Annotated in this window: 21 protein-coding genes and 1 pseudogene; 13 read left to right on the top strand and 9 right to left on the bottom strand. The window is 41.5% G+C overall.

Going from position 1 to position 19,866, the window contains the following annotated elements; translation table 11 throughout:
• Positions 1 to 87: 87 nt before the first annotated feature.
• The 8 genes from COV43_08020 (at position 88) to COV43_07985 (ending at position 8,310) form a co-directional block, all read left to right on the top strand.
• Positions 88 to 387 (top strand): hypothetical protein, encoded by a 300-nt coding sequence (locus COV43_08020; protein ID PIR24917.1) that lies wholly within the window; start codon positions 88 to 90, stop codon positions 385 to 387.
• Between the two features lie 97 nt (positions 388 to 484).
• Positions 485 to 1,309 (top strand): methylisocitrate lyase, encoded by an 825-nt coding sequence (gene prpB, locus COV43_08015; protein PIR24916.1) that lies wholly within the window; start codon positions 485 to 487, stop codon positions 1,307 to 1,309.
• Between the two features lie 47 nt (positions 1,310 to 1,356).
• Complete coding sequence (locus COV43_08010) at positions 1,357 to 2,487, top strand: citrate synthase (protein ID PIR24915.1); 1,131 nt, start codon at positions 1,357 to 1,359, stop codon at positions 2,485 to 2,487.
• Positions 2,488 to 2,603: 116 nt separating this feature from the next.
• Entirely contained in the window at positions 2,604 to 4,550 is a 1,947-nt protein-coding gene (locus COV43_08005) for an AMP-dependent synthetase (GenBank protein ID PIR24914.1), read from the top strand.
• Positions 4,551 to 4,689: 139 nt separating this feature from the next.
• Positions 4,690 to 5,178, top strand: coding sequence for a hypothetical protein (locus COV43_08000; protein ID PIR24913.1), 489 nt, complete (start codon positions 4,690 to 4,692; stop codon positions 5,176 to 5,178).
• Positions 5,179 to 5,254: 76 nt separating this feature from the next.
• Complete coding sequence (locus COV43_07995) at positions 5,255 to 5,620, top strand: hypothetical protein (GenBank protein ID PIR24912.1); 366 nt, start codon at positions 5,255 to 5,257, stop codon at positions 5,618 to 5,620.
• 109 nt (positions 5,621 to 5,729) lie between these two features.
• The gene (locus COV43_07990; GenBank protein ID PIR24911.1) at positions 5,730 to 7,385 is read left to right on the top strand and encodes a hypothetical protein; all 1,656 of its coding nucleotides are present in this window, start codon (positions 5,730 to 5,732) and stop codon (positions 7,383 to 7,385) included.
• 106 nt (positions 7,386 to 7,491) lie between these two features.
• Positions 7,492 to 8,310: a membrane protease subunit, stomatin/prohibitin gene (locus tag COV43_07985; GenBank protein ID PIR24910.1), complete on the top strand. Its 819-nt coding sequence runs from the start codon at positions 7,492 to 7,494 to the stop codon at positions 8,308 to 8,310.
• Between the two features lie 224 nt (positions 8,311 to 8,534).
• On the opposite strand, the gene COV43_07980 is transcribed toward COV43_07985, so the two are convergent.
• The 7 genes from COV43_07980 to COV43_07950 form a co-directional block, all read right to left on the bottom strand.
• A complete protein-coding gene (locus COV43_07980) occupies positions 8,535 to 9,089 on the bottom strand; it encodes a NifU family protein (GenBank protein PIR24918.1) in 555 nt (184 codons plus the stop codon).
• A gap of 18 nt (positions 9,090 to 9,107) precedes the next feature.
• Positions 9,108 to 9,587, bottom strand: a complete 480-nt coding sequence (locus COV43_07975; GenBank protein ID PIR24909.1) for an SUF system NifU family Fe-S cluster assembly protein — start codon at positions 9,585 to 9,587, stop codon at positions 9,108 to 9,110.
• The gene (locus COV43_07970; protein ID PIR24908.1) at positions 9,584 to 10,831 is read right to left on the bottom strand and encodes a cysteine desulfurase CsdA; all 1,248 of its coding nucleotides are present in this window, start codon (positions 10,829 to 10,831) and stop codon (positions 9,584 to 9,586) included. Before COV43_07970 ends, COV43_07975 begins: the two co-directional genes overlap by 4 nt.
• Before the next feature lie 3 nt (positions 10,832 to 10,834).
• A complete protein-coding gene (sufD, locus tag COV43_07965; protein ID PIR24907.1) occupies positions 10,835 to 12,130 on the bottom strand; it encodes a Fe-S cluster assembly protein SufD in 1,296 nt (431 codons plus the stop codon).
• Between the two features lie 15 nt (positions 12,131 to 12,145).
• Complete coding sequence (gene sufC, locus COV43_07960; protein ID PIR24906.1) at positions 12,146 to 12,904, bottom strand: Fe-S cluster assembly ATPase SufC; 759 nt, start codon at positions 12,902 to 12,904, stop codon at positions 12,146 to 12,148.
• A gap of 88 nt (positions 12,905 to 12,992) precedes the next feature.
• On the bottom strand, positions 12,993 to 14,432 hold the full coding sequence (locus tag COV43_07955; GenBank protein PIR24905.1) for a Fe-S cluster assembly protein SufB: 1,440 nt from the start codon (positions 14,430 to 14,432) through the stop codon (positions 12,993 to 12,995).
• 2 nt (positions 14,433 to 14,434) lie between these two features.
• Complete coding sequence (locus COV43_07950; GenBank protein PIR24904.1) at positions 14,435 to 14,911, bottom strand: hypothetical protein; 477 nt, start codon at positions 14,909 to 14,911, stop codon at positions 14,435 to 14,437.
• Between the two features lie 374 nt (positions 14,912 to 15,285).
• Here COV43_07950 and COV43_07945 point away from each other — a divergent pair, with 374 nt between their 5' ends.
• Positions 15,286 to 15,558, top strand: coding sequence for a hypothetical protein (locus COV43_07945; GenBank protein ID PIR24903.1), 273 nt, complete (start codon positions 15,286 to 15,288; stop codon positions 15,556 to 15,558).
• Here the strand turns inward: COV43_07945 and COV43_07940 are convergent.
• Positions 15,542 to 17,005 (bottom strand): hypothetical protein, encoded by a 1,464-nt coding sequence (locus tag COV43_07940; GenBank protein PIR24902.1) that lies wholly within the window; start codon positions 17,003 to 17,005, stop codon positions 15,542 to 15,544. The two genes, COV43_07945 and COV43_07940, sit on opposite strands and share 17 nt — an antisense overlap.
• Positions 17,006 to 17,107: 102 nt before the next feature.
• Here COV43_07940 and COV43_07935 point away from each other — a divergent pair, with 102 nt between their 5' ends.
• Positions 17,108 to 17,638: a hypothetical protein gene (locus tag COV43_07935; protein PIR24901.1), complete on the top strand. Its 531-nt coding sequence runs from the start codon at positions 17,108 to 17,110 to the stop codon at positions 17,636 to 17,638.
• A gap of 163 nt (positions 17,639 to 17,801) precedes the next feature.
• Positions 17,802 to 18,239 (top strand): hypothetical protein, encoded by a 438-nt coding sequence (locus COV43_07930; protein PIR24900.1) that lies wholly within the window; start codon positions 17,802 to 17,804, stop codon positions 18,237 to 18,239.
• Here the strand turns inward: COV43_07930 and COV43_07925 are convergent.
• Positions 18,236 to 18,978: pseudogene (locus COV43_07925) on the bottom strand (IS5/IS1182 family transposase). The gene COV43_07930 and the pseudogene COV43_07925 sit on opposite strands and share 4 nt — an antisense overlap.
• 66 nt (positions 18,979 to 19,044) lie before the next feature.
• On the opposite strand from COV43_07925, the gene COV43_07920 reads away from it, so the two are divergent.
• Entirely contained in the window at positions 19,045 to 19,356 is a 312-nt protein-coding gene (locus COV43_07920) for a hypothetical protein (GenBank protein ID PIR24899.1), read from the top strand.
• Between the two features lie 106 nt (positions 19,357 to 19,462).
• A complete protein-coding gene (locus COV43_07915) occupies positions 19,463 to 19,795 on the top strand; it encodes a hypothetical protein (GenBank protein PIR24898.1) in 333 nt (110 codons plus the stop codon).
• The last annotated feature ends 71 nt before the right edge of the window (positions 19,796 to 19,866 follow it).

Here is a 19,866-nt window from a genome sequence, read left to right as displayed (position 1 = left end):
AAACGCCCTTTTTTCAACAACACCAAACCGTAAACCACTCTCATTACTCACTTCGATGTGCTCATGGAGGGTTTTTCAGGGGGGACTATGTATTATCATCATCCATATGCAGATTTGGTGATGGAAGTATTTGAAGCCTACATCAAACAGAAGCAGGGAAACGAAAAAATCTTTGAAGATCTTCTCAAAAGTTTAAGAAAGAAAAAGGGTTTTAGCCAGATACACTTTGATGCTTATTTAGGTTATATCCTTTCTTCTCCCAAGGCTGTTGACCTTGCTGACCCCGCTGTAGTTAAAAGCTATGCAATGCTTCCTAAGTTTTGGTTGCTTGATATGTATAGTCTAGTGGGAAGTGTTGGCAAAAAGCCCTCCGGGAAAAAAATATAATTCACTCCATTTAAAAGTCTTGAAGCATCTTTACGTCTATAACGCCGTCTGGAATTTTGCTTGCTTTTCAAACAGCTGCTCATTAGAGGCTTGGGCCATGAAGGCAAAACCACAGCACTTTCGAAAACTGCTTCAGCAAGGCACGGTTGTGATGCCAGGCGTCTTCAATGCTTATTCTGCGCTGCTTGCAGAGCAAGCGGGATTTCAGGCTTACTACATTTCTGGTGCTGGCCTTGCCAACGCTGAGTTTGCGCGGCCCGATATTGGGCTTACCACATGTGCCGAAGCGCAGGAGCATGCGCGGCGCATTGATGCGGCCGTTGGCATTCCGGGTATTTCGGATGTAGACACCGGCTTTGAAGACGAAGCATGCATGATGCAGTCGTTTCAGATAGCGGGTCTTGCTGGTGTGCACATGGAAGATCAAGTGGACCAAAAAAAATGTGGGCACTTGGAAGGGAAGCAATTGGTTTCAGTGGATGAGATGTGTGAGCGCATTCATCGCGCGCAGCAGGCAAAGACTGATGCAGACTTTTTGCTGATCGCTAGAACCGATGCCGCTGCAGTGGAAGGTTTTGACGCTGCTGTTTCCAGAGCGAAGGCCTACGTGAAAGCTGGTGCTGATGCAGTTTTCCCAGAGGCTATGCGTTCTGAAGAAGATTTCAAGGCGATGCGCAAAGCGATTGATGTTCCATTGCTTGCAAATATGACGGAGTTTGGTAAGACGCCCTATTACAGCGTTTCCCAGTTTGAGCAGTGGGGATACAACATGGTTATCTTCCCCATGACCTTGTTTCGAGTAGTGGCAAAATCAATGCAGGAAGCCCTTGCAGAGCTTCGCTCTACCGGAACCCAAAAAGGCTTTCTGGATACCATGCAAACGAGAGAAGATTTATACAAAACACTTAAATATATTCCATAATTAAAGAGGCTCGAAAACATGAGCACAGAAGTTGAAGGAGAATGATCATGGCAGAAAAAAATCATCCAAATTACAGTCCAGGTTTAGAAGGTGTGGTTGCAGGTCTCACAAAAATTTCTCGCGTCGATCCTGATAAACAGGTGCTCACGCTTCGCGGCTATGATGCTACTGAACTTGCCGACCAAGCTAGTTTTGAAGAAGTTGCACACTTGTTGGTAGTGGGCCATCTTCCCAACAAAAAAGAGAAAGAAAATTTCACCAAAGATTTAGGTGTTGGTGAGCATTTAAATGAAGACATGATTGCGTTGTTTAAGGCGATGCCAAAAGAAACGCACCCCATGGATGCGCTTCGTACGGGCATTTCATTTCTTGCTGGAAGCGATGAGGATGTTACCAACAACTCACACGATGAAAATATCAGAAAAGCAAAACGTTTGTTGGGAGCAACCCCGGAAATTGTAGCAACAAGCTGGAGAGTGCTTCAAGGCAAAGAACCTATTGAAGCGAGAAGTGATTTGTCAATCGCCGCAAACTTCCTCTACACCTGCCTTGGCGAGGTTCCTGATCCTCTTACCGAAAAACTTTTTAACGCGTCTCTCATTCTTTACGCCGAGCATGGTTTTAATGCGTCCACCTTCTCTGCGCGTGTGATTGCTTCAACATTGTCAGATATTTACGGCTGCGTAACTGGTGCTGTGGCGGCACTTAAAGGCCCACTGCATGGTGGCGCGAACGAAGAAGCAATGAAAGTATTGTTGCAAGTGAAAGATGTGAAGCAAGCTGAAGAGCGCGTGTTAAAAGCAATTGCGACGAAAGAAAAGTTGATGGGCTTTGGACATCGCGTTTACAAAAATGGTGACTCGCGAGTTCCAACCTTGAAAAAATTGGGCAGCCAATATGCCGAAGCAAAAGGCGACACCAAGTGGCGCGACATTGCACAAGTAATGGAAGACGTGATGGTACGCGAAAAAGGCATTCATCCCAATGTCGATTTCCCTTCAGCCTGGATTTATTACCAAATGGGAATTCCTATTCCGCTCTATACGCCTATTTTCGCGGTTGCGCGGATGAGTGGTTGGTGCGCACATATTATCGAACAGCACGATGCAAACCGTCTTTTGAGACCAAGCTGCATTTACGAAGGACCAGAATACAAATCGTACAAAGGCCTCGCGTAAATTTATTCCACATCATTTTCGAACAAGGCTCTCATTCGAGAGCCTTTTCTTTTTTCATCTTTTGACAAGGCGATGCTTCCCGATTAGTTTTTCGTTTTTTTAGAGAGGTGCAGCCAATGTCTCAGCCTATTATTTGGAAACCTACACAATCATTAGTTGATGAAGCTAATGTTACACGCTTGATGAAAAAGGCGAACGTCTCATCGTACGAAGCCTTGCAGGCGTGGTCAGTTGAGGATTTGCCGCGATTTTGGAACGCGGTGATGGAAGACCTGCAAATCAAGTGGTATCAGCAGTACAAAAATGTGCTCAACACAAGTGAAGGGATTGAGTGGAGCAAGTGGTTTGAAGGCGGAAAAACAAATCTCGTGCTCAACTGCATCGATCAACATCTTCCCGTTCATGCAGATGAAATTGCAATAAGATGGGAAAATGAAAATGGATCAAAACGCAACTACACCTATCAAGCTTTTAACGATGAAGTCTGTGTTTGCGCCAATATGTTGAAATCGTGCGGCGTAAAAAAAGGCGATGCTGTTGCTTTGTATATGCCGATGATTCCAGAAGTGATGTTTGCACTTTTTGCATGCTTCAAACTTGGCGCTCTTGCAGTGCCCGTGTTTAGCGCGTTTGGCGCCGATGCACTTTCGGTAAGGCTCAATGATGCAAACGTAAAAGTGCTTATTACTGCCGACGGTGGAAGGCGCAGAGGAAAAGTGTTTCCGCTTAAAACCAGTGTGAATCAAGCTTTGCAGCAATCACCAAGTGTGGAAAAAGTAATTGTAGTGAAGCATGCAGGAAACGATGTGTTTATGGATGCTAGCCGTGATGTGTGGTGGCAAGACTTCAAGATCTCCGCTTCCACCGAATGCAAAACCGAAGAACTTGATGCCGAAGCCCCTTGTTTAATTCTCTACACTTCGGGCACAACAGGAAAGCCAAAAGGTTGCGTGCATACTCATGCTGGATGTTTGGCCACCATCGGAAAAGAGCTGGCGTATGCTTTCGATGTGAAAGCTGGCGATACTTTTTTTTGGTTCACCGATATTGGTTGGATGATGGGCCCGTGGGAAATGATTGGCACTACTCTCTTTCGTGCCTCTGTGCTTTTGTATGAAGGTGCTCCCGATTTTCCACATGCGGGAAGGGTGTGGCAATTGCTGGAGGAACACAAGGTAAGAACGCTGGGTATTTCGCCAACGGCTATCAGACTGCTGATGCGTGAAAAGGAATATGGTCCGCAAAACTATAACCTGAGCGGCTTGGAGCTTTTTGGATCAACGGGGGAACTTTGGGACGCTGAATCGTACACTTGGCTTTTTGAACAAGTGGGAAAAAAACGTTGTCCCATTATCAATATTTCCGGAGGCACCGAAATTATCGGTTGCTTGCTTTCGCCTTTGCCCATTACTCCACTTAAAACCTGCTCGCTTCGCGGCCCTGGCCTTGGTGTAGACCTTGACATTGTTGATGACGACGGAAATTCGCTGGGCACGAATGCAGTTGGACACTTGGTGTGCAAGCAGCCGCTTCCATCGATGACCAAAGGTTTTCTGGGTGACAAACAACGTTATCTCGATACTTACTTTTCAAAGTTTCCTGGCGTTTGGTACCATGGCGATTATGTAAGCAGAGATGAAGAGGGCTTTTGGTTTTTGCATGGTCGCAGCGACGACACCTTAAAAGTTGCGGGAAAAAGAACTGGGCCTGGCGAGATTGAAGCCGCATTGTTGGAGCATCCGTTGCTTTTGGAGGCTGCAGCTATTGGAGTGCCGCACGAAATAAAAGGCGAAGCTGTCGTGTGCTTTGTCGTTCCAAAAAGTGATGATGGAGAAGCCGAAAAAAGAACCGGCGAATTCTCCGAAGCCGTTGTGAAAGCATTGGGAAAAACACTTCGGCCGGAAGCCGTTATTGTGGTGTCTGAACTCCCAAAGACGAGATCTGGGAAAATTGTCCGAGGCCTTCTTCGAAGGGTCTATATGGGTGAAGAGCTAGGGAGCCTTGCCTCGGTGGAAAATCCGGGGAGTCTAGACCTTATGGCCAAAAAGATTAAAAGCACTTAGTTTTCAATTGCTTGCAGTCTTATTGAACGTGAAAACTAAAAAAATGGAAGGAAAACAAGATTTTGCTCATCTTCGATCTTTTTTTAAGGTAAAATGAATTTCGTTCGTTTGGAGAAACAGCTGCGTGGAGACGAAAAATATGAAGAAACAATTGTGGGAAGAGATCAGTTTCGAAGAAAGTTACGAAGAGGCCACAGGAGAAAGTTTTAAAACAATAGAAGCGGATGCTTTGTCGCTTCTTGATTTATTTGAGTTTTATTTGGTTGAACGAGATTTAGGAAAACCAGTTTTACTTTTACAAGAAGTCGTTTCAGATCTTCGTATTGTGATCAATCGCATTTTGCTTCGATGTTTTTTCAGACTTCCTCAAAGCCTTGAAGTAAATTTTTGCACTCAACTTGCAATCCTTCTTACCGAGCGTGCCGAGCTACGGCCATCTTATTCGCCCGAAACCACAAAATATGTAGATTATGTTATCAGCGAAATTTTACTTCCCTTTGAATATGCGCAAGAAATAAAAGCGGAGCATCCAGATAACGTAAAATTGCAACGCTTGTATGCAGAAGATATTCCTATATTGCGTCCATTTCATTATGGAGAAGATAACGAAATAGAGAGTATGAATTAAAGACCATCTTTTGTTTTTCTAATACGATCAAGCGCAAAGCTTGTTTTTCACAAGGGTTTAAGAAAGAGGAGGGATTATGTCAGAGCCAAAAAAAGAGCCAAACCAAAATTTGGAAAAAGCAAAACGAATTGTTGAAGAAGGAATTGAACTTTTGAAAACTGGTTTTCAAACAGCGGAAACGGTTGCTGGAAAAACAGTAGAAATTACAAAACTTCATTACAATCAACGCAAAGATCAACTTGATCTCTATCGAACCTTTCACGATTTAGGTATGGCTGTTTATGAGCGTATGCATCAAAATGAAAACGATCCTTTAAAAGCTGATGCAAAATTACTTGGGCTCTACGGAAGAATTAATGACTTGCAAAAGCACATGGAAAATACAAAAGGGGAATTGAAAAATTCATCTCTTTTGCACAATAAAAAAACTGGGAAAAAATAATTATTTTTACTCATGTTGTCATCCTCGCAAATGCAGGATCTACACTTGCTAGAGGATAATTGTTGCGCTTCGGTCACAATGACAATGAGTTGAGAAAACATTTTCAATTATGACAAAAAAACTCAAAGTAATTTTAAATGGAGTACCGCTTAGCGTTGACACTGGCATTAGTTTAGAAACTCTTCTGAGTGATCATCCACATCCTGGAAAGCTTCCAGCCCTTGGTGCTATTGTAAATAAGAGCAGTAAGGGTTTGTACTATGTGCTCAATACCAATTCGGAAATCGAAACCATAGATCTTAGCCATCGCGAAGGAATGGATATTTATCGCAGAACGGCTTCCATGATTTTGTATGCTGCGGTGAGAAGATTGTATCCGCAGATGAAGCTTACCGTTGGGCAATCCATGTCGTCCACCGCATATTTTTTTGACATAGAAGGCGAAAGAGCTGGCGCGCAATTTGCGGCAGAAGTGAGTAAAGAGATGAAAAAAATCATCTCTGACGATGTGCCTATTGAAGTTGATTGGCTAAGCGCAGAAGAAGCAATCGAATTGTTTGAGCGCGTAAATGCGTACGATAAATCTCGATTGATCAATCAAATGCGCAATTCAGAAGTTCCAGTTGCACATCTTTGTGACTATGTTGGCATTCAACATGGTCCGCTTGCATCGCATACCAGTTTAATCAACACTTTTTCCCTTGAACCTTATGAACATGGCTTGGTGCTTGTGTTTCCCGACGACAATGGAAAGCTTGCAAAAGGAATTCCTCCTCAGCCAAAACTGTTTGGAGTCTATCGTGAAACAAAAAGATGGAACGAACTTGTAAAAACAAGGCATGTCGCAGATTTAAATGATCATTGTGTGAATGGCGGAATTTCAGATCTCATCAAAGTAACAGAAGCATTGCACGAAAAGAAAATCGCAAGCATTTCAGATTATGTTGCCGAGAGAGAAGGCGTGAAATTGCTTTTGGTGGCAGGTCCTTCAAGTTCTGGAAAAACAACTTTCACAAAGCGTCTTTCCATTCAGCTGAAAGTGCATGGCATTGAACCTGTGGCCATTTCGCTAGATGACTATTATTTGCCCAATTATGAAACTCCAAAACATGAAGATGGAACACCCAACTTTGAAACCATTGATGCCCTTGATGTTCCTCTTCTCAATAGACATCTAGCAGCATTGATGAATGGCGAAGAAGTGAATGTTCCTGTTTATCATTTTAACAATGGTTCCAGAAATCCGCACGAAACAAAACCTTTGCGATTGAAAGAAGGCCAAATTTTAATCATGGAAGGAATACACGGTCTCAATCGTGATCTTTCCAAAAGTGTTCCCGATCATGCAAAATACAAAATATATGTTTCAGCTTTAACGCAACTTTGCATTGATGATCACAGTCGTATTTTTACCACAGATACACGGCTTTGCCGCCGCATTATTCGTGATCGACTTTTCCGAGGAACGAATGCCGCCGAAACGATTGCCATGTGGAGCAGTGTTAGAAATGGAGAAGCGAAATATATTTTTCCGTTTCAGGAAGATGCAGATGTTATTTTTAATTCAGCATTTATTTATGAGCATGCCTTGCTCAAACCCTATGCAGAGCGCTATTTGATGGAAGTTGATCATAATCATCCTTCATTTATGGAAGCTTCTCGTTTGGTGAGATTTTTTAGTTATTTTATTCCCATTCTCGAATCTGAAATTCCGCCAAATTCACTTCTGCGCGAATTTATTGGGAAAAGTTCGTTTAAATATTAGGACGTGTGGAGAATAACAAAATCCTCGTTGTCCACTTTAAACCTTGCATATACATCTCACTCTGGCTACTTTCGCACCCCGTTAACTTCTACAAAGAGGAGATGTTATGAGTGATGGTCCAAATTTTTCATTACCAAAAAAACAAGTCATAATTGCAGCTGCTGTATTTTTTGTTTTCATCCTTCTCACAAAAGCAATTGTGGTAGTGCCTGCCGGTCATGTTGGAGTTCAAGAGCTTTTTGGAAAAGTGAGCGACCGCGAGCTTCCATCTGGCATTCGTCTCATCAATCCCCTGGCGCAAGTAAATAAACTGAGCGTGAGAACACAGCAAATCAGCGAAACGGCTATTGTTCCTTCCAAAGAAGGTTTGACGGTTGAGATTGACCTATCCGTTTTGCTTTCACTCGAACCAAAAAATGCACCGCAAGTTTACAAAACAATTGGGCTCAATTACTTGAACGTTGCAGTGGTTCCTCAAGTAAGGTCGGTGGTCAGAGGCGTAACAGCCGAGTATGAAGCAAAAGCATTATACACAGCAGAACGCGAAGTGGTTTCTGAAAAAATGTTTAACCAGTTGGAACCGCTTTTCAAAAAGCGTGGGCTTAGATTAGAAAAAGTTTTGCTTCGATCGGTGAAGCTTCCAGAAATTCTTTCTACAGCAATTGAGAAAAAGTTGGAGGAAGAACAGCGAGCAGAGCAAATGAAATTTGTTCTCGATCGTGAGCGTCAACAAGCAGAGCGCAAAAGAATTGAAGCTCAGGGAATTGCAGACTACAACCGCATTGCAAGCCAAAGCCTCAACAGTTCCATTTTGAAATTACGCGGACTTGAAGCAACGCAAAAATTGGCAGAGAGCAACAATTCAAAAGTAGTCATTATTGGAAACAGCAAAGATGGACTTCCACTTATTTTGGGGAATGAATAATTTTAAGGTGTCATCACGAGGAGCGTAGCGACGTGGTGATCTCCTCTGGCAATTCCGATTTTGCTGTGCTCAAACACTCAAATTGTCCGAGGAGATCCTTCGTTTTACTCAGGATGACAGCAAAGTGTTAGAATTGCTGGATCTCCTGATCAAGCTAGAAAAAGCAAAGCAAAATAAAAAAGGGCTGAGAGTATCAGCCCTTTTTCTTTTGTGTGAAATAAAAATTATAACTGCACTACTTCTTTTACTTCTGGAATCATTTCTTTCAAGCGATTTTCAACACCCATTTTCAACGTCATGGTAGAAGAAGGGCAAGAGCTGCAGGCGCCGCGAAGTTGTAATGTTACAATTCCGTTTTCGTAGCTATGAAAAGTAATGTCTCCACCGTCCATGGCAACGGCTGGTCTGATTTCGCGGTCGAGAATAGCTTTGATTTTTTCTTCAATTTCATTTTCAGATCCACTTGCAATATTGTGACTAGAAACAAGTACCGTGTCAGAAATTAATTTTATTCCGCTCGAAATTATTTCTTTCAAACAGTTTACTACTGGTTCAGAAAGTTCTGCCCAAGAGCTTGAGTCGGTTTTAGTCACTGAAACAAAATTAATTCCCACATACACTCCAGAAACATTGCTGATTGAAAAAAGTTTTTCAGCAAGTGGTGAACCCTGTGCTTGTTCAGCATTTTGGAAATCGATACTGCCACTGTCCAGCAAAAGCTGATTCACAATGAACTTAAGGGTGTTTGGATTTGGGGTTGCTTGTACTGCAATTTCGATATTCATTTTTTTCTCCTTTTATTCTGTTGAAATACTTTTTTCTTTTTTTTCATTAATATTGCGACGGTCTTGCAAGGCATCTTCTAGTGCGTGCCAGATGAGCGTTGCACATTTTACTCTCACAGGAAATTGTTTCACTCCTTGAAATATTTTTAATTTTCCCAAGGTATCTAAAGTTTTTTGAGAGACTTCTTCTTGAGTGAGCAATTCATGAAAGCAATCTTTCAGTTTTTCCGCTTCTTCAAGTGTTTTTCCTTTTATAACTGTGCTCATAAGAGATGCGCTTGATTTTGAAATGGCGCAACCATTTCCCGTAAAGCCTAGATCTTCGATAATATTTTTATCGTTAATCTTGAGAAACAGCTGATAATCATCTCCGCATAAAGGATTCACTCCATGTGAATAGGCATTTGCCTCTTTAATTTCGTGAAAATTTCGAGGTTGCTTATTATGCTCAAGCAAAATTTCTTGATACAGTTGTTGAACGCGATCACTCATCCAAAGACCTCTTTTACTTTTTTGAGCGCAAGTACTAATTTTTGAACATCTTCTTCAGTGTTGTAATGCGCAAACGTAGCTCTGACGGTAGCTGGAACGCCATAACGTTTCATGGTTGGTTGGGCGCAGTGATGTCCGGCGCGCACTGAAATTCCCTCTTCATCTAAGATGGTGCCAATATCGTGAGGATGAATCCCATCAAGCACAAAAGAAACAAGCGAACTTCGTTCGTTTGGATTTGCCAAAATGTTTAAGCCAGGAATGTCAGATAGTTTTGAAAGTGCAAATTGTAAAAGATAATCTTCGTAAGTTTTTATGTTTTTTAGACCAAGTTTATGAAGATAATCAATGGCAGCACCAAGCCCAACAATCTCTGCAAGCGAAGGTGTTCCTGCTTCAAACTTGAAAGGCGTTTTTGCAAATGTTGTTTTTTCGAAACTAACCGATTCAATCATGTCGCCGCCACCCATAAAAGGAGGCATTTCATCGAGAATGTTTTTCTTTCCGTACAAGATACCAATGCCACTTGGGCCATACATTTTGTGTGCAGAAAAAGCGTAAAAGTCTGCATCAAGATTTTGCACATCTACTTCAAAATGAGGAACAGCTTGTGCGCCGTCTATGAGCACAAACGCATTTTCAGCGTGCGCGAGGGCAATCATTTTTTTGATGGGATGAACTGTTCCAAGTGCGTTTGAAACATGACCGACACAAACAAGTTTTGGTTTGTGTTCGCTCAAAAGTGTTTTGTAACTTTCAAGGCAAAGATCGCCGTTATCTTTTGCGGGAATAACATGAATGCGGAATCCCTTTTCTTTTTGAAGTAATTGCCATGGAACAATATTGGCGTGATGTTCAAGTTCAGAAATAAGAATGCAATCAGCAGCTGAAAGATTTTGAGATCCCCAGCTTTTAGCCACAAGGTTGATAGCTTCGGTAGTGCCTCGAGTAAAAATAATTTCAGCAGTTGAAGCTGCATTTACAAATTGTTTGCATTGTTCACGAACTTGAGATGCCAGCAAAGTTGCATTCTGGCTGAGTTTGTAGACACCGCGATTGATGGTTGCGTATTCTTCCTCATAAAACCTGGTCATACGATCAATCACTTGCTGCGGTTTTTGCGAAGTAGCTGCAGTATCGAGGTAGACAATTTCTTTCATGGCAATAACTTGCCGAAGCACAGGAAATTGTGCTTTGCATTTTTTGGCATCGAAGCAATTTTTATTTTCGGTTTCGGAGTTCATAATTTAAACTTCTGTGCTTACCACTTCTCGTAAGTCTCGTTGAACATGTTTTTCGATGAAGGCTCTCATTGTTTTGTCAGCAATGGTTTCTACCACTTCTTCTGCGAAACCATAGACCAGCAAAGAAGTTGCTTCATCTTTTGCAATGCCTCTGCTTTGCAAATAGAAAAGCTCGTCAGCGCTGACTTGGCCAATGGTTGCGCCGTGCGCTGCTTTCACATCTTCGTTGTACACTCGTAGTTGTGGCCGTGAAAAAATACGGGCCTTGTCCGAAAGTAACATGCTTCTGCTCATTTGTTGTGAGTCTGAAAGTGATGCGCCTTCAAAAATATGTGACATGCTGTTAAATTCATTTCGAGCTTTTCCATTTAAAATATGTTTTGAAAGTTGCTGGCTGGTACAGGCGCCAACTCTGTGTTCTACAGTGACGTGATTGTAGACTTCATTTTCTCCCGAAAGCAGACAAAGGCTATTGATGTTGGTGCTAGCTGATTTTCCGGTGAAGGCCACTTTTGTTTCGTTGCGAATAACATTGCAAGAATGTGTGTAAGTGGTCCAGTTCACAGCACTGCCAGCAGCTTGAAAAACAAAGTTGTTTGCAAGGCTATAATTTTTTTCAGTTTCATCTTGATAACTTACAAGTTCAAGACAGCTGTTTTCTTTTGCAAAAAGATAAGTTGCAAGATTGCAAAGCGTTTTAGCGTTGCTTTTCCCAACTTGGGTGAAAAGAATGTTTGCCTTTGATCCTTCGTTTGCAACAACGTAAAGGCGAGGATAAAAAACAGCGTCAGTTTCAGCGCTTGAATTTGCAATAAGAATTTGAAGTGGCTTTTCAAGTTTCGTTTCTTTTTGAATGAGGCAAAATAATCCATCTTGAAAGTGAACTCGGTTTAGGGCTTCAAAGCTGTTGAGCGTTTCAGCTTGAGATAAATTGATGCACGTTTCTAACTCACGCTCATAGTTTTTTAACGCGTCTTCAAAGCTACATACCACAAGGTTTTGCGGAAGATCTGAAGATGAAAGTGTTGTGTTTATTTTTCCATTTTGCACAACAACTTGATAAGCGTCTTCAAGCAGCATGTCATTCAAGTTCAGTTCTTCTGCTTTGGTATTTTCAGCAAATACGTTTGAAAGAATGGGTTCCAAGTTTAAGTATTTCCAGCCTTCTTGTTTTCTGCTGGGGAAACCATTTTTTTGGATACTTTCATAAGCGTTTTTACGAAAAGCCGCAAGCCAAGCTGGAGCAGTATTTGCGCTTGGTTCAAATTGTTTTACTTCACGATAAGGAGCAAGAGTCATGACGATTCCTTTAAGCTATACAGTTGCAGTTGCTTCTGTAATAAAATTTTCGTAACCAGTTTCTTCAAGTTCATAAGCAAGAGTTTTGTCACCTGATTTAATAATTTTTCCATTTGTCATAATGTGAACAACGTCTGGAACGATGTAGTTCAACAATCGTTGATAATGCGTAATAAGAATAACGGCATTATCTTCGCGTTTCAGTTTGTTAACACCTTCAGAGACAATGCGAAGAGCATCGATATCGAGACCAGAATCAGTCTCATCGAGGATGGCAATTTTGGGATCGAGCACTGCCATTTGCAAAATTTCGTTCCGCTTTTTTTCACCGCCAGAAAAACCGTGATTTACATTGCGCTCGGCAAATGCAGGATTGATGCTGAGCATATTAATTTTTTCTGTGAGCAATTCTTCAAAGTCTAAAACATCAAGTTCTGGTTTACCTTGGTGTTTTCGTTTTGCGTTGTAAGCCATGCGCAGAAAACTTGCGTTGTTTACTCCTGGAATTTCAACTGGATACTGAAACGCCATGAAGAAACCTTCAAGTGCGCGCTCTTCTGGTTCAAGTTCGAGAAGATCTTTCCCATCGAACAGAACTGAACCTTCAGTAACTTCGTAAGATGCATCGCCGGCAAGTACTTTTGCTAAAGTGCTTTTGCCAGATCCGTTTGGACCCATGATGGCATGGACTTCGCCAGGCTTTACTTCAAGGTTTAAGCCCTTCAGAATTTCGTTTTCTTCAATTTGTGCGTGTAAGTTTTTAATCGTTAACATTGTTTTTCCTTTTCTCTTTTGTCATTGCGAGGAGCGAAAGCGACGTGGCAATCTCCTCTGCTTATTTTGTTCCTTTTTTTGTCAGATATTACCCAACACTATTCTCTAATTTAATTCCCAATAATTGTTGTGCTTCAATTGCAAATTCTGTTGGAAGTTCGCGAAATACGTCTTTGCAGAAACCGTTGATAATGCTGCTCATGGCATCTTCTGTGCCAATGCCACGACTTCTAAAATAGAACAGTTGATCATCACTCATTTTTGAAGTGGATGCTTCATGTTCAATTTGTGCAGTTTTATTTTGCACATCAATATAAGGAAAAGTGTTTGCGTTGCACTTATCACCAACAAGCATTGAATCGCACTGTGTAAAATTTCTAGCATTGGTAGCACTTCTGCGAATTTCAACCAAGCCTCTGTAGTTGTTGTTCGAAAGCCCAGCCGAAATACCTTTTGCCACGATGGTAGATTTTGTGTTTTTTCCAATGTGAATCATTTTAGTTCCGGTGTCGGCTTGCTGAAGGTTGTTGGTGAGCGCTACGGAATAAAATTCACCAGCAGAATTATCACCAATAAGAACACAGCTTGGATATTTCCACGTAATGGCGGAACCTGTCTCTACTTGCGTCCAAGAAATTTTCGAATTTTTTCCAAGGCAGTGACCGCGCTTGGTTACAAAATTATAAATGCCACCTTTTCCGGTTTTGGGATCGCCGGCATACCAGTTTTGCACGGTTGAATATTTGATGTCGGCGTTATCAAGAGCAACCAATTCCACTACCGCGGCGTGAAGTTGATTGGTGTCAAATTGAGGCGCAGTGCAGCCTTCCAGGTAAGACACTTGGCTGCCTTCTTCGGCCACAATTAAGGTGCGCTCAAATTGACCAGTGCCTTGTGTATTGATGCGGAAGTAAGTGGAAAGATCCATCGGGCACTTTGTATTTTTTGGAATATACACAAATGATCCGTCAGAAAAAACGGCTGCATTTAAAGCTGCGTAAAAATTATCAGTGTAAGGAACAACCGTTCCTAACCATTTTTCAATAAGTTCCGGACAATCTTGAAGGGCTTCAGAAAACGAACAGAAAATAATGCCGTGCTCACGAAGTTTTTTCTTGTAGGTGGTAGCAACTGAAACGGAATCGAAAATAGCATCCACCGCAACGCCGCTAAGACGTTTTTGTTCCATGAGAGGAACGCCCAACTTTTCAAAGGTTTTGCGCAACTCGGGATCAACTTCATCCATACTGTTCAATTTTGGTTTTTCTTTTGGCGCCGAATAATAGCTGATGTCTTGATAGTTCACTTTTGGATATGGCGCTTCAGACCAGTGCGGTTCTGTGAGTGTCAGCCAATGGCGAAAGGCTTTCAAACGAAACTCCAACATGAAAGCTGGTTCGTTTTTCTTTTCGGAAAGTTTACGAACGACGTCTTCGCTTAAACCTTTTGGAAACGTGTCAGATTCGATATCACTTTGAAAGCCAAACTTATATTCCCGTTTGGTAAATTGTTCTATTGCCGTGGTCATCTTTAAAACTCCTTCATGGCTTCATTTGTTTGCATTGGAAATGTTGCCGCAGTGAGGTTGAGTGCATTTTGGTGCTTTGCCACATCATTCAAGCTGAGGGATGCGAAGTAATTATCCAACAAGTCTTTGGTTTGTTTCCAAATTGGATTTAAGGCGCAATGGCCCGAGTGGTTGCAAATATGTTCATGAGCGCTTTTTTGCTCGCAAATGACATCGAAGGTTTGGCCTTCGAGCGCTTCGATGATTTCTTTTAAGCAAATTTCGGCTGCTGGTTTAGAAAGGGCATAGCCACCTTGTTTGCCCTGAAATGAGGTAACAATGCCAGCAGAACGAAGGCTTTGGAAAATTTTTTCCACGTAAGCATAAGGGTAATTTTCCCGTTCGGCCAAATCTTTGATGGTAAAACGCTCTTTTTCACCGCATTTCACCATGTTTACCAAGCAAATAAGCCCATATTCAGTTTTTGTAGTATACCGCATCGGCGCAATCCTTTATCTAGTGCATCTGCGGCGCCTGTCTAGCTAATCAGACCTTTTGAGTCAAGTTTAAAAGTAATTTTTTTAGAGGTGAAAAAGCTAAGAAATATAGAGATCTTGAGAAGAGCGCAGTTTTTATTTACGTAGCAACAAGCTCCACCTCCACCCTCAAATGAGAAAATAGAGCTTAAATAGCCAAAATGGTGTGCTTTAAGAAAATGAGGTCGGAGGAAAAGTGAAGTGATTCGGTTCTTAAACATCGTTCTCTTTTACAAGAAATTTTAAATTTACTTGAATAAATAAATATGAGAATGTCCGCGAAACAAAATAGGTTCTGTAAAAAAACGGCACCTTATTTATTCAAAAGGAGTAATGCCATGCGGATGAAAAAAATTCTGATAGTCGCTTTGTTAGGAATATCTGTGGGTTGTTCGGGCGGATGGAACGCCGATGATAATGTAGATTTTGCTTCAATGTGCATCGACTTTGTCAGAACGGCCAATCTTGAAACCGCTTCAAAAGGTGCAAGCTCAATATGTGCCTGTGTCCGAGATGAAAAAGTAAAGCCTAAATACCCCTCTGGTTTTTCGGAAGCGAATAAAAAGATGGAAGCTGAAGAACTTGCCGGGTTCATCAAGGAATGTCGGTAAGCTCCACCCTCAAATGAGAAAATAGGGCGTAAATAGCCCAAATGGTGTGGTTTAAAAAGATAAGCTCTGATGAAAAGTTAAGGTTTTTTACGTTTGGATTCTGAAGAGTTGCCTTTTGCCAAAGCGCTTTATACTTTTTAGGGCTGAGGTGAACGGGTTTTTCATGGTACCACGGCAATAACCACTCCTTCATAAAACCAAATTGCCAATCGAAGTTGAAGACTTCAGGCTGCTTTGTCATCTGTATCCCCAAACAGCTTTGTTTAAACAAGATTTTGTCGTTGGTCTTTAAACTGTGAAGCATGTTTTTAAAGTGCTCTAAAAATGAAACAGAAACTTTTTTCACACAGCCAAAGTCTAAAAAGTGAATTTTTTCTGAACTGAAAAGGAAGTTGCCCGGATGCGGATCAACATGAAGGCAACCCGACTGCAGAAAAGGCTCAGTGAAAAAGCGAAAGATGGTTTGAGCAGCCCATTCTTTTTCAAGTTCACTTGCGTGAGAACAAAACGAAGCAAAATTTTTTCCCTCTACATATTCACTGGTAAGTACTTTTCTGCCGGAATGTTCTTTTATTATTGATGGAATTGAAATGTTTTTGTCGTTTTCGAAGAAATTTTTGAAAAACTCCTGATTTTTTGCTTCATTTACATAATCACACTCTTCCAAAAATCGTGCTTTAATTTCTTCAATCCATACGCCAGGCTCTTGGCCTTTAAAAATATGAGTGAGGATTTTATCAATTCCTTTGGCGTAAAGTAAATCTTTCTCCAGTGAATTTCGAATACCAGGATATTGAACTTTGACCGCAACCGTTTTTCCATTTTCCAGAACGGCTTTATGCACCTGCCCAATACTTGCTGCAGAGAAGGGTAATGCTTCCCAGGTTTTGAAAAGCTGGCGAGGAGTTTCCCCAAATTCTTCCACAATGATTTCAATAATATTTCGCTCGGGCAAAGAAGGTGACTGCTGTTGTAAAGTAGAGAAGTAAAACCTTTCCTCTTCACTGAGATCGAAATCGAAAAAACTCATCATTTGCCCTACTTTCATCGGCAAACCTTTCAATTTTCCCAGCTGATCTATTAAATTTAAAACTAAGGCTTCATGAATTCTGTTTTCAACGCTTCTCTTGTGTTGATGTGAAAAAAGCTTCGAGATTTCTTCCTTTAACGAGGCAAGAGCAGTTTGAAACGTCATCTTTGCTAAATCAAGATGGCGCATTTTTCCCACATTGATTTTTTCTTGGATACAAAGTGCTGGCAAAGTTTCGTTGAAGCCAAGCTCGCGCTCATACAATTCCAAGATTAAAAGCACTGGTCCTGGCATGGCACGTTTTCGCGTTTCCCAAAGGGTGAGCGCAGCTCTTGTGACCCGAAGTTCTTTTGCCATTTGTTCTTGGCTTAAACCCAAGGTGGATCTGATTCTGCGAAGTCGCTGATCTGCTTTCATTCTAAACCCCTGAAATTACTGGCTAAAAATGGAGTATGTCGACATTGTAACAAAATGTCATCCTCTTTTGAAGAAAAGTACTTCTGCCCTTAAAATGAGGGCATGAACAAAAATGGGAAAAAAGGAGATGAAATGAAAAGGATAAAGACGCTTTTGTATGTGTTGTCAGTTTTTAGCAACGTGATTGCACCGCCACTGTTGGCTCAAGGAAATGGAGTGGAAGAAGTGAACCAAGCATTTATGCAGTACAACGCAGCCATTATTCAAAAAAAGGGAGAAGAAGCGGCCTCATTTTTAAGCGAAGAAAGCATCGCAAGTTATTCAAAAAATGTAAAATTGGCCCTACGCGGAAAAAAAGAGGAAATCAAACAAGAGTCACTTGCAAACCAAGTGCAAATTTTAATTTTCCGTCACCGTATTCCTGCTGAAGTTTTAAAAACAGCTTCGGGTAAAGAAATCTTCATCCGCACCGTGAACGAAGGATGGCTTGAAAAAGAAGCCATTGAAATTCAGCATCTGCAACGCTTCTTTTCAAAGATCAAGACTTTGGAGCAGAACTTCGTTTTGTTAACGAAGAAGGTAAATGGAAAGTTGATCTTACTTCTTTGGATAAGTTCACGAGTGATGGTTTGAAGTACGCGAAAAAATTTCATCCATTTATGAGCGATGATAAGTTTTTATTAAAATCGACAGAAAAAGGTGTGGCTAAGAAAATTGGAAAAAAATTGTGGGATTTGCCTGAAGTGAAAGGATAAAGAACAAAAAAGGGGGGAGAATCTTAAAAAAGGAAAAAAATATGAAAAAAAGTACACGATGTCTTCTTTTTAGTTTTATTTTGCTCTTCATGGGCAACACAGGTTTTGCTGGCCAAAATAGTTTGGTAAATGGAGTGAGAGTGCTTGATAAAAATGATGTCGCTGTCAGCTTTAACCTAGGTCTAGAACTTCCAGCTCCATTACTCTATAGTTTACGCTTTGATTATGGAATAAGTGATAAGGTTCAAATTGGTTTAGAAGGAATTTATGTTGATCAACTTTACAGTGTTGCTCTTCCGATAAAGTATAATTTCTTTCGTTCCGAAGATGCTACCCACAATATGGGGATAGAAGTAACCCCTGCTTTTAGCTACCTTGATCTGAGTGGGTTTTTAGATGGTGTTGTAAACCCACTTCGTAGAGCTTTTGGCCAGCCAGATCAGCATACGACTACTAGGGCGTGTCCTCATAAGAGTTAGATCCAGATAAGTGAGCATGCCAGATAGATGATGGCTTTAAAGTTTCGGGCCAGCTTCTCAAAGCGCGTTGCAATGCTGCGAAAGTGTTTGAGCCGAGCAAACAAATTTTCCACCAGATGGCACAATTTGTAGAGATACGCATCAAACTCCGGGTTCGGCTTATCACTGTTTGATCTCCGAGGAATCACCGGAATCATTCCCGCTTGTCTCGCGGTCTCCCGAATGGCTTCTGAATCATAGCCTTTGTCCGCGATTATATGTTCTGCCTTTCCTATTTTTTCGATGAGCGCGTCAGCAACTTTGGCGTCGCGGACTTCACCCCCAGTGATTTCAAAATCGATCGGATTTCCATGCGCATCGGCGGCCATATGAAGCTTTGTGGTAGGCCCTCCCCGGGATATCCCGATTGCACGCTCTTCTCCATGCCGAGCTCCACTCGCATGCTGGTGAGCGCGGATGTAAGTTCCGTCGGGGAATACCCATTCCGTATCAACTTCGCCTCGTAGCGCAAAAAAAAATCCTCCCATAACCCCTTGGCCGCCCAACGGTTGAAGCGATTGTAGGCCGTTTTCCAGGGACAAAGTTCTGGTGGAATATCCCGCCAAGGGGCTCCGGTACGCAGTTTCCACACCATCGCCTCCATAACCTACCGACTGTTCTTCCACTGACGACATCCCTTCTTCCGAAGCGTCACCTGCAGCTGCTGCCATACTTCATCCGTCAAATACGTTCGTGCCATGATCTCCCTCCCCAAGAAAAAGGGAAATACCATGAAACATCAACTACTTCAACTACTTATCTCCTAATGAGGACACGCCCTAAGTACAAAATATTTTCTCTTAAATATAGCTTTGGGTATGAGCAACGTGTTGGGAAAGACAAAAACACAGGACTTTATGCAAAAATTGGAAGTATTTATGCTATTGGACAAGAAAATGTTAATGGAAATACTACTACCAGCGGATCGAATAATGTTATTACTGCTACCTTTGGCTTTCAACATCGGTTCAAAAAACGATTTGCGCTTACAGTAGAACCTGAAATCTATTTTTTCGTACGTGGATCTAATAAAGGGGTGAAACCAGGTGGAAAACTTGGTTTTTCTTGGATTTTTTAAACAATCAAAACGAATTTTCAGTTTTTAAGGTTAAAAAAAGGGAGCACTTCCATTTTTTGAAAGCCATGGTATAGCTGCCGTGGCTTTTTTATTGGGGAGGTGAAAGATGAAACGGATTCTTATCACGGGAGGAAAGGGATTTATTGGTTCAGCCTTAACAGAATTTTTTGAAGAAAAAGGCTATGAAATTTTCACATTAAGCAGAAAAAAAGAAAAAACTTCTGATATTTTTTGGGATCCTCAGCACAAAAGGATAAATCCTTCAGAACTAGAAGGCTTTGATGCGGTGATTCATCTAGCTGGAGCAAGTGTTTTTGGCAAACCGTGGACGAAAAAATATAAAGATGAAATTAAGGCCAGCCGAGTTGAAGGCACAAGCTTTCTTTGTGAAACACTTTCACAATTACAAGAAAAACCAAAAGTACTTAGTCCCCCCTGAAAAACCCTCCATGAGCACATCGAAGTGAGTAATGAGAGTGGTTTACGGTTTGGTGTTGTTGAAAAAAGGGC

This window comes from Deltaproteobacteria bacterium CG11_big_fil_rev_8_21_14_0_20_42_23, assembly GCA_002796345.1.
Lineage (GTDB): Bacteria > UBA10199 > UBA10199 > 2-02-FULL-44-16 > 2-02-FULL-44-16 > 1-14-0-20-42-23.
Note: the sequence above shows the minus strand (reverse complement) of the source record. Positions and strands in the feature narration are given on the sequence as shown.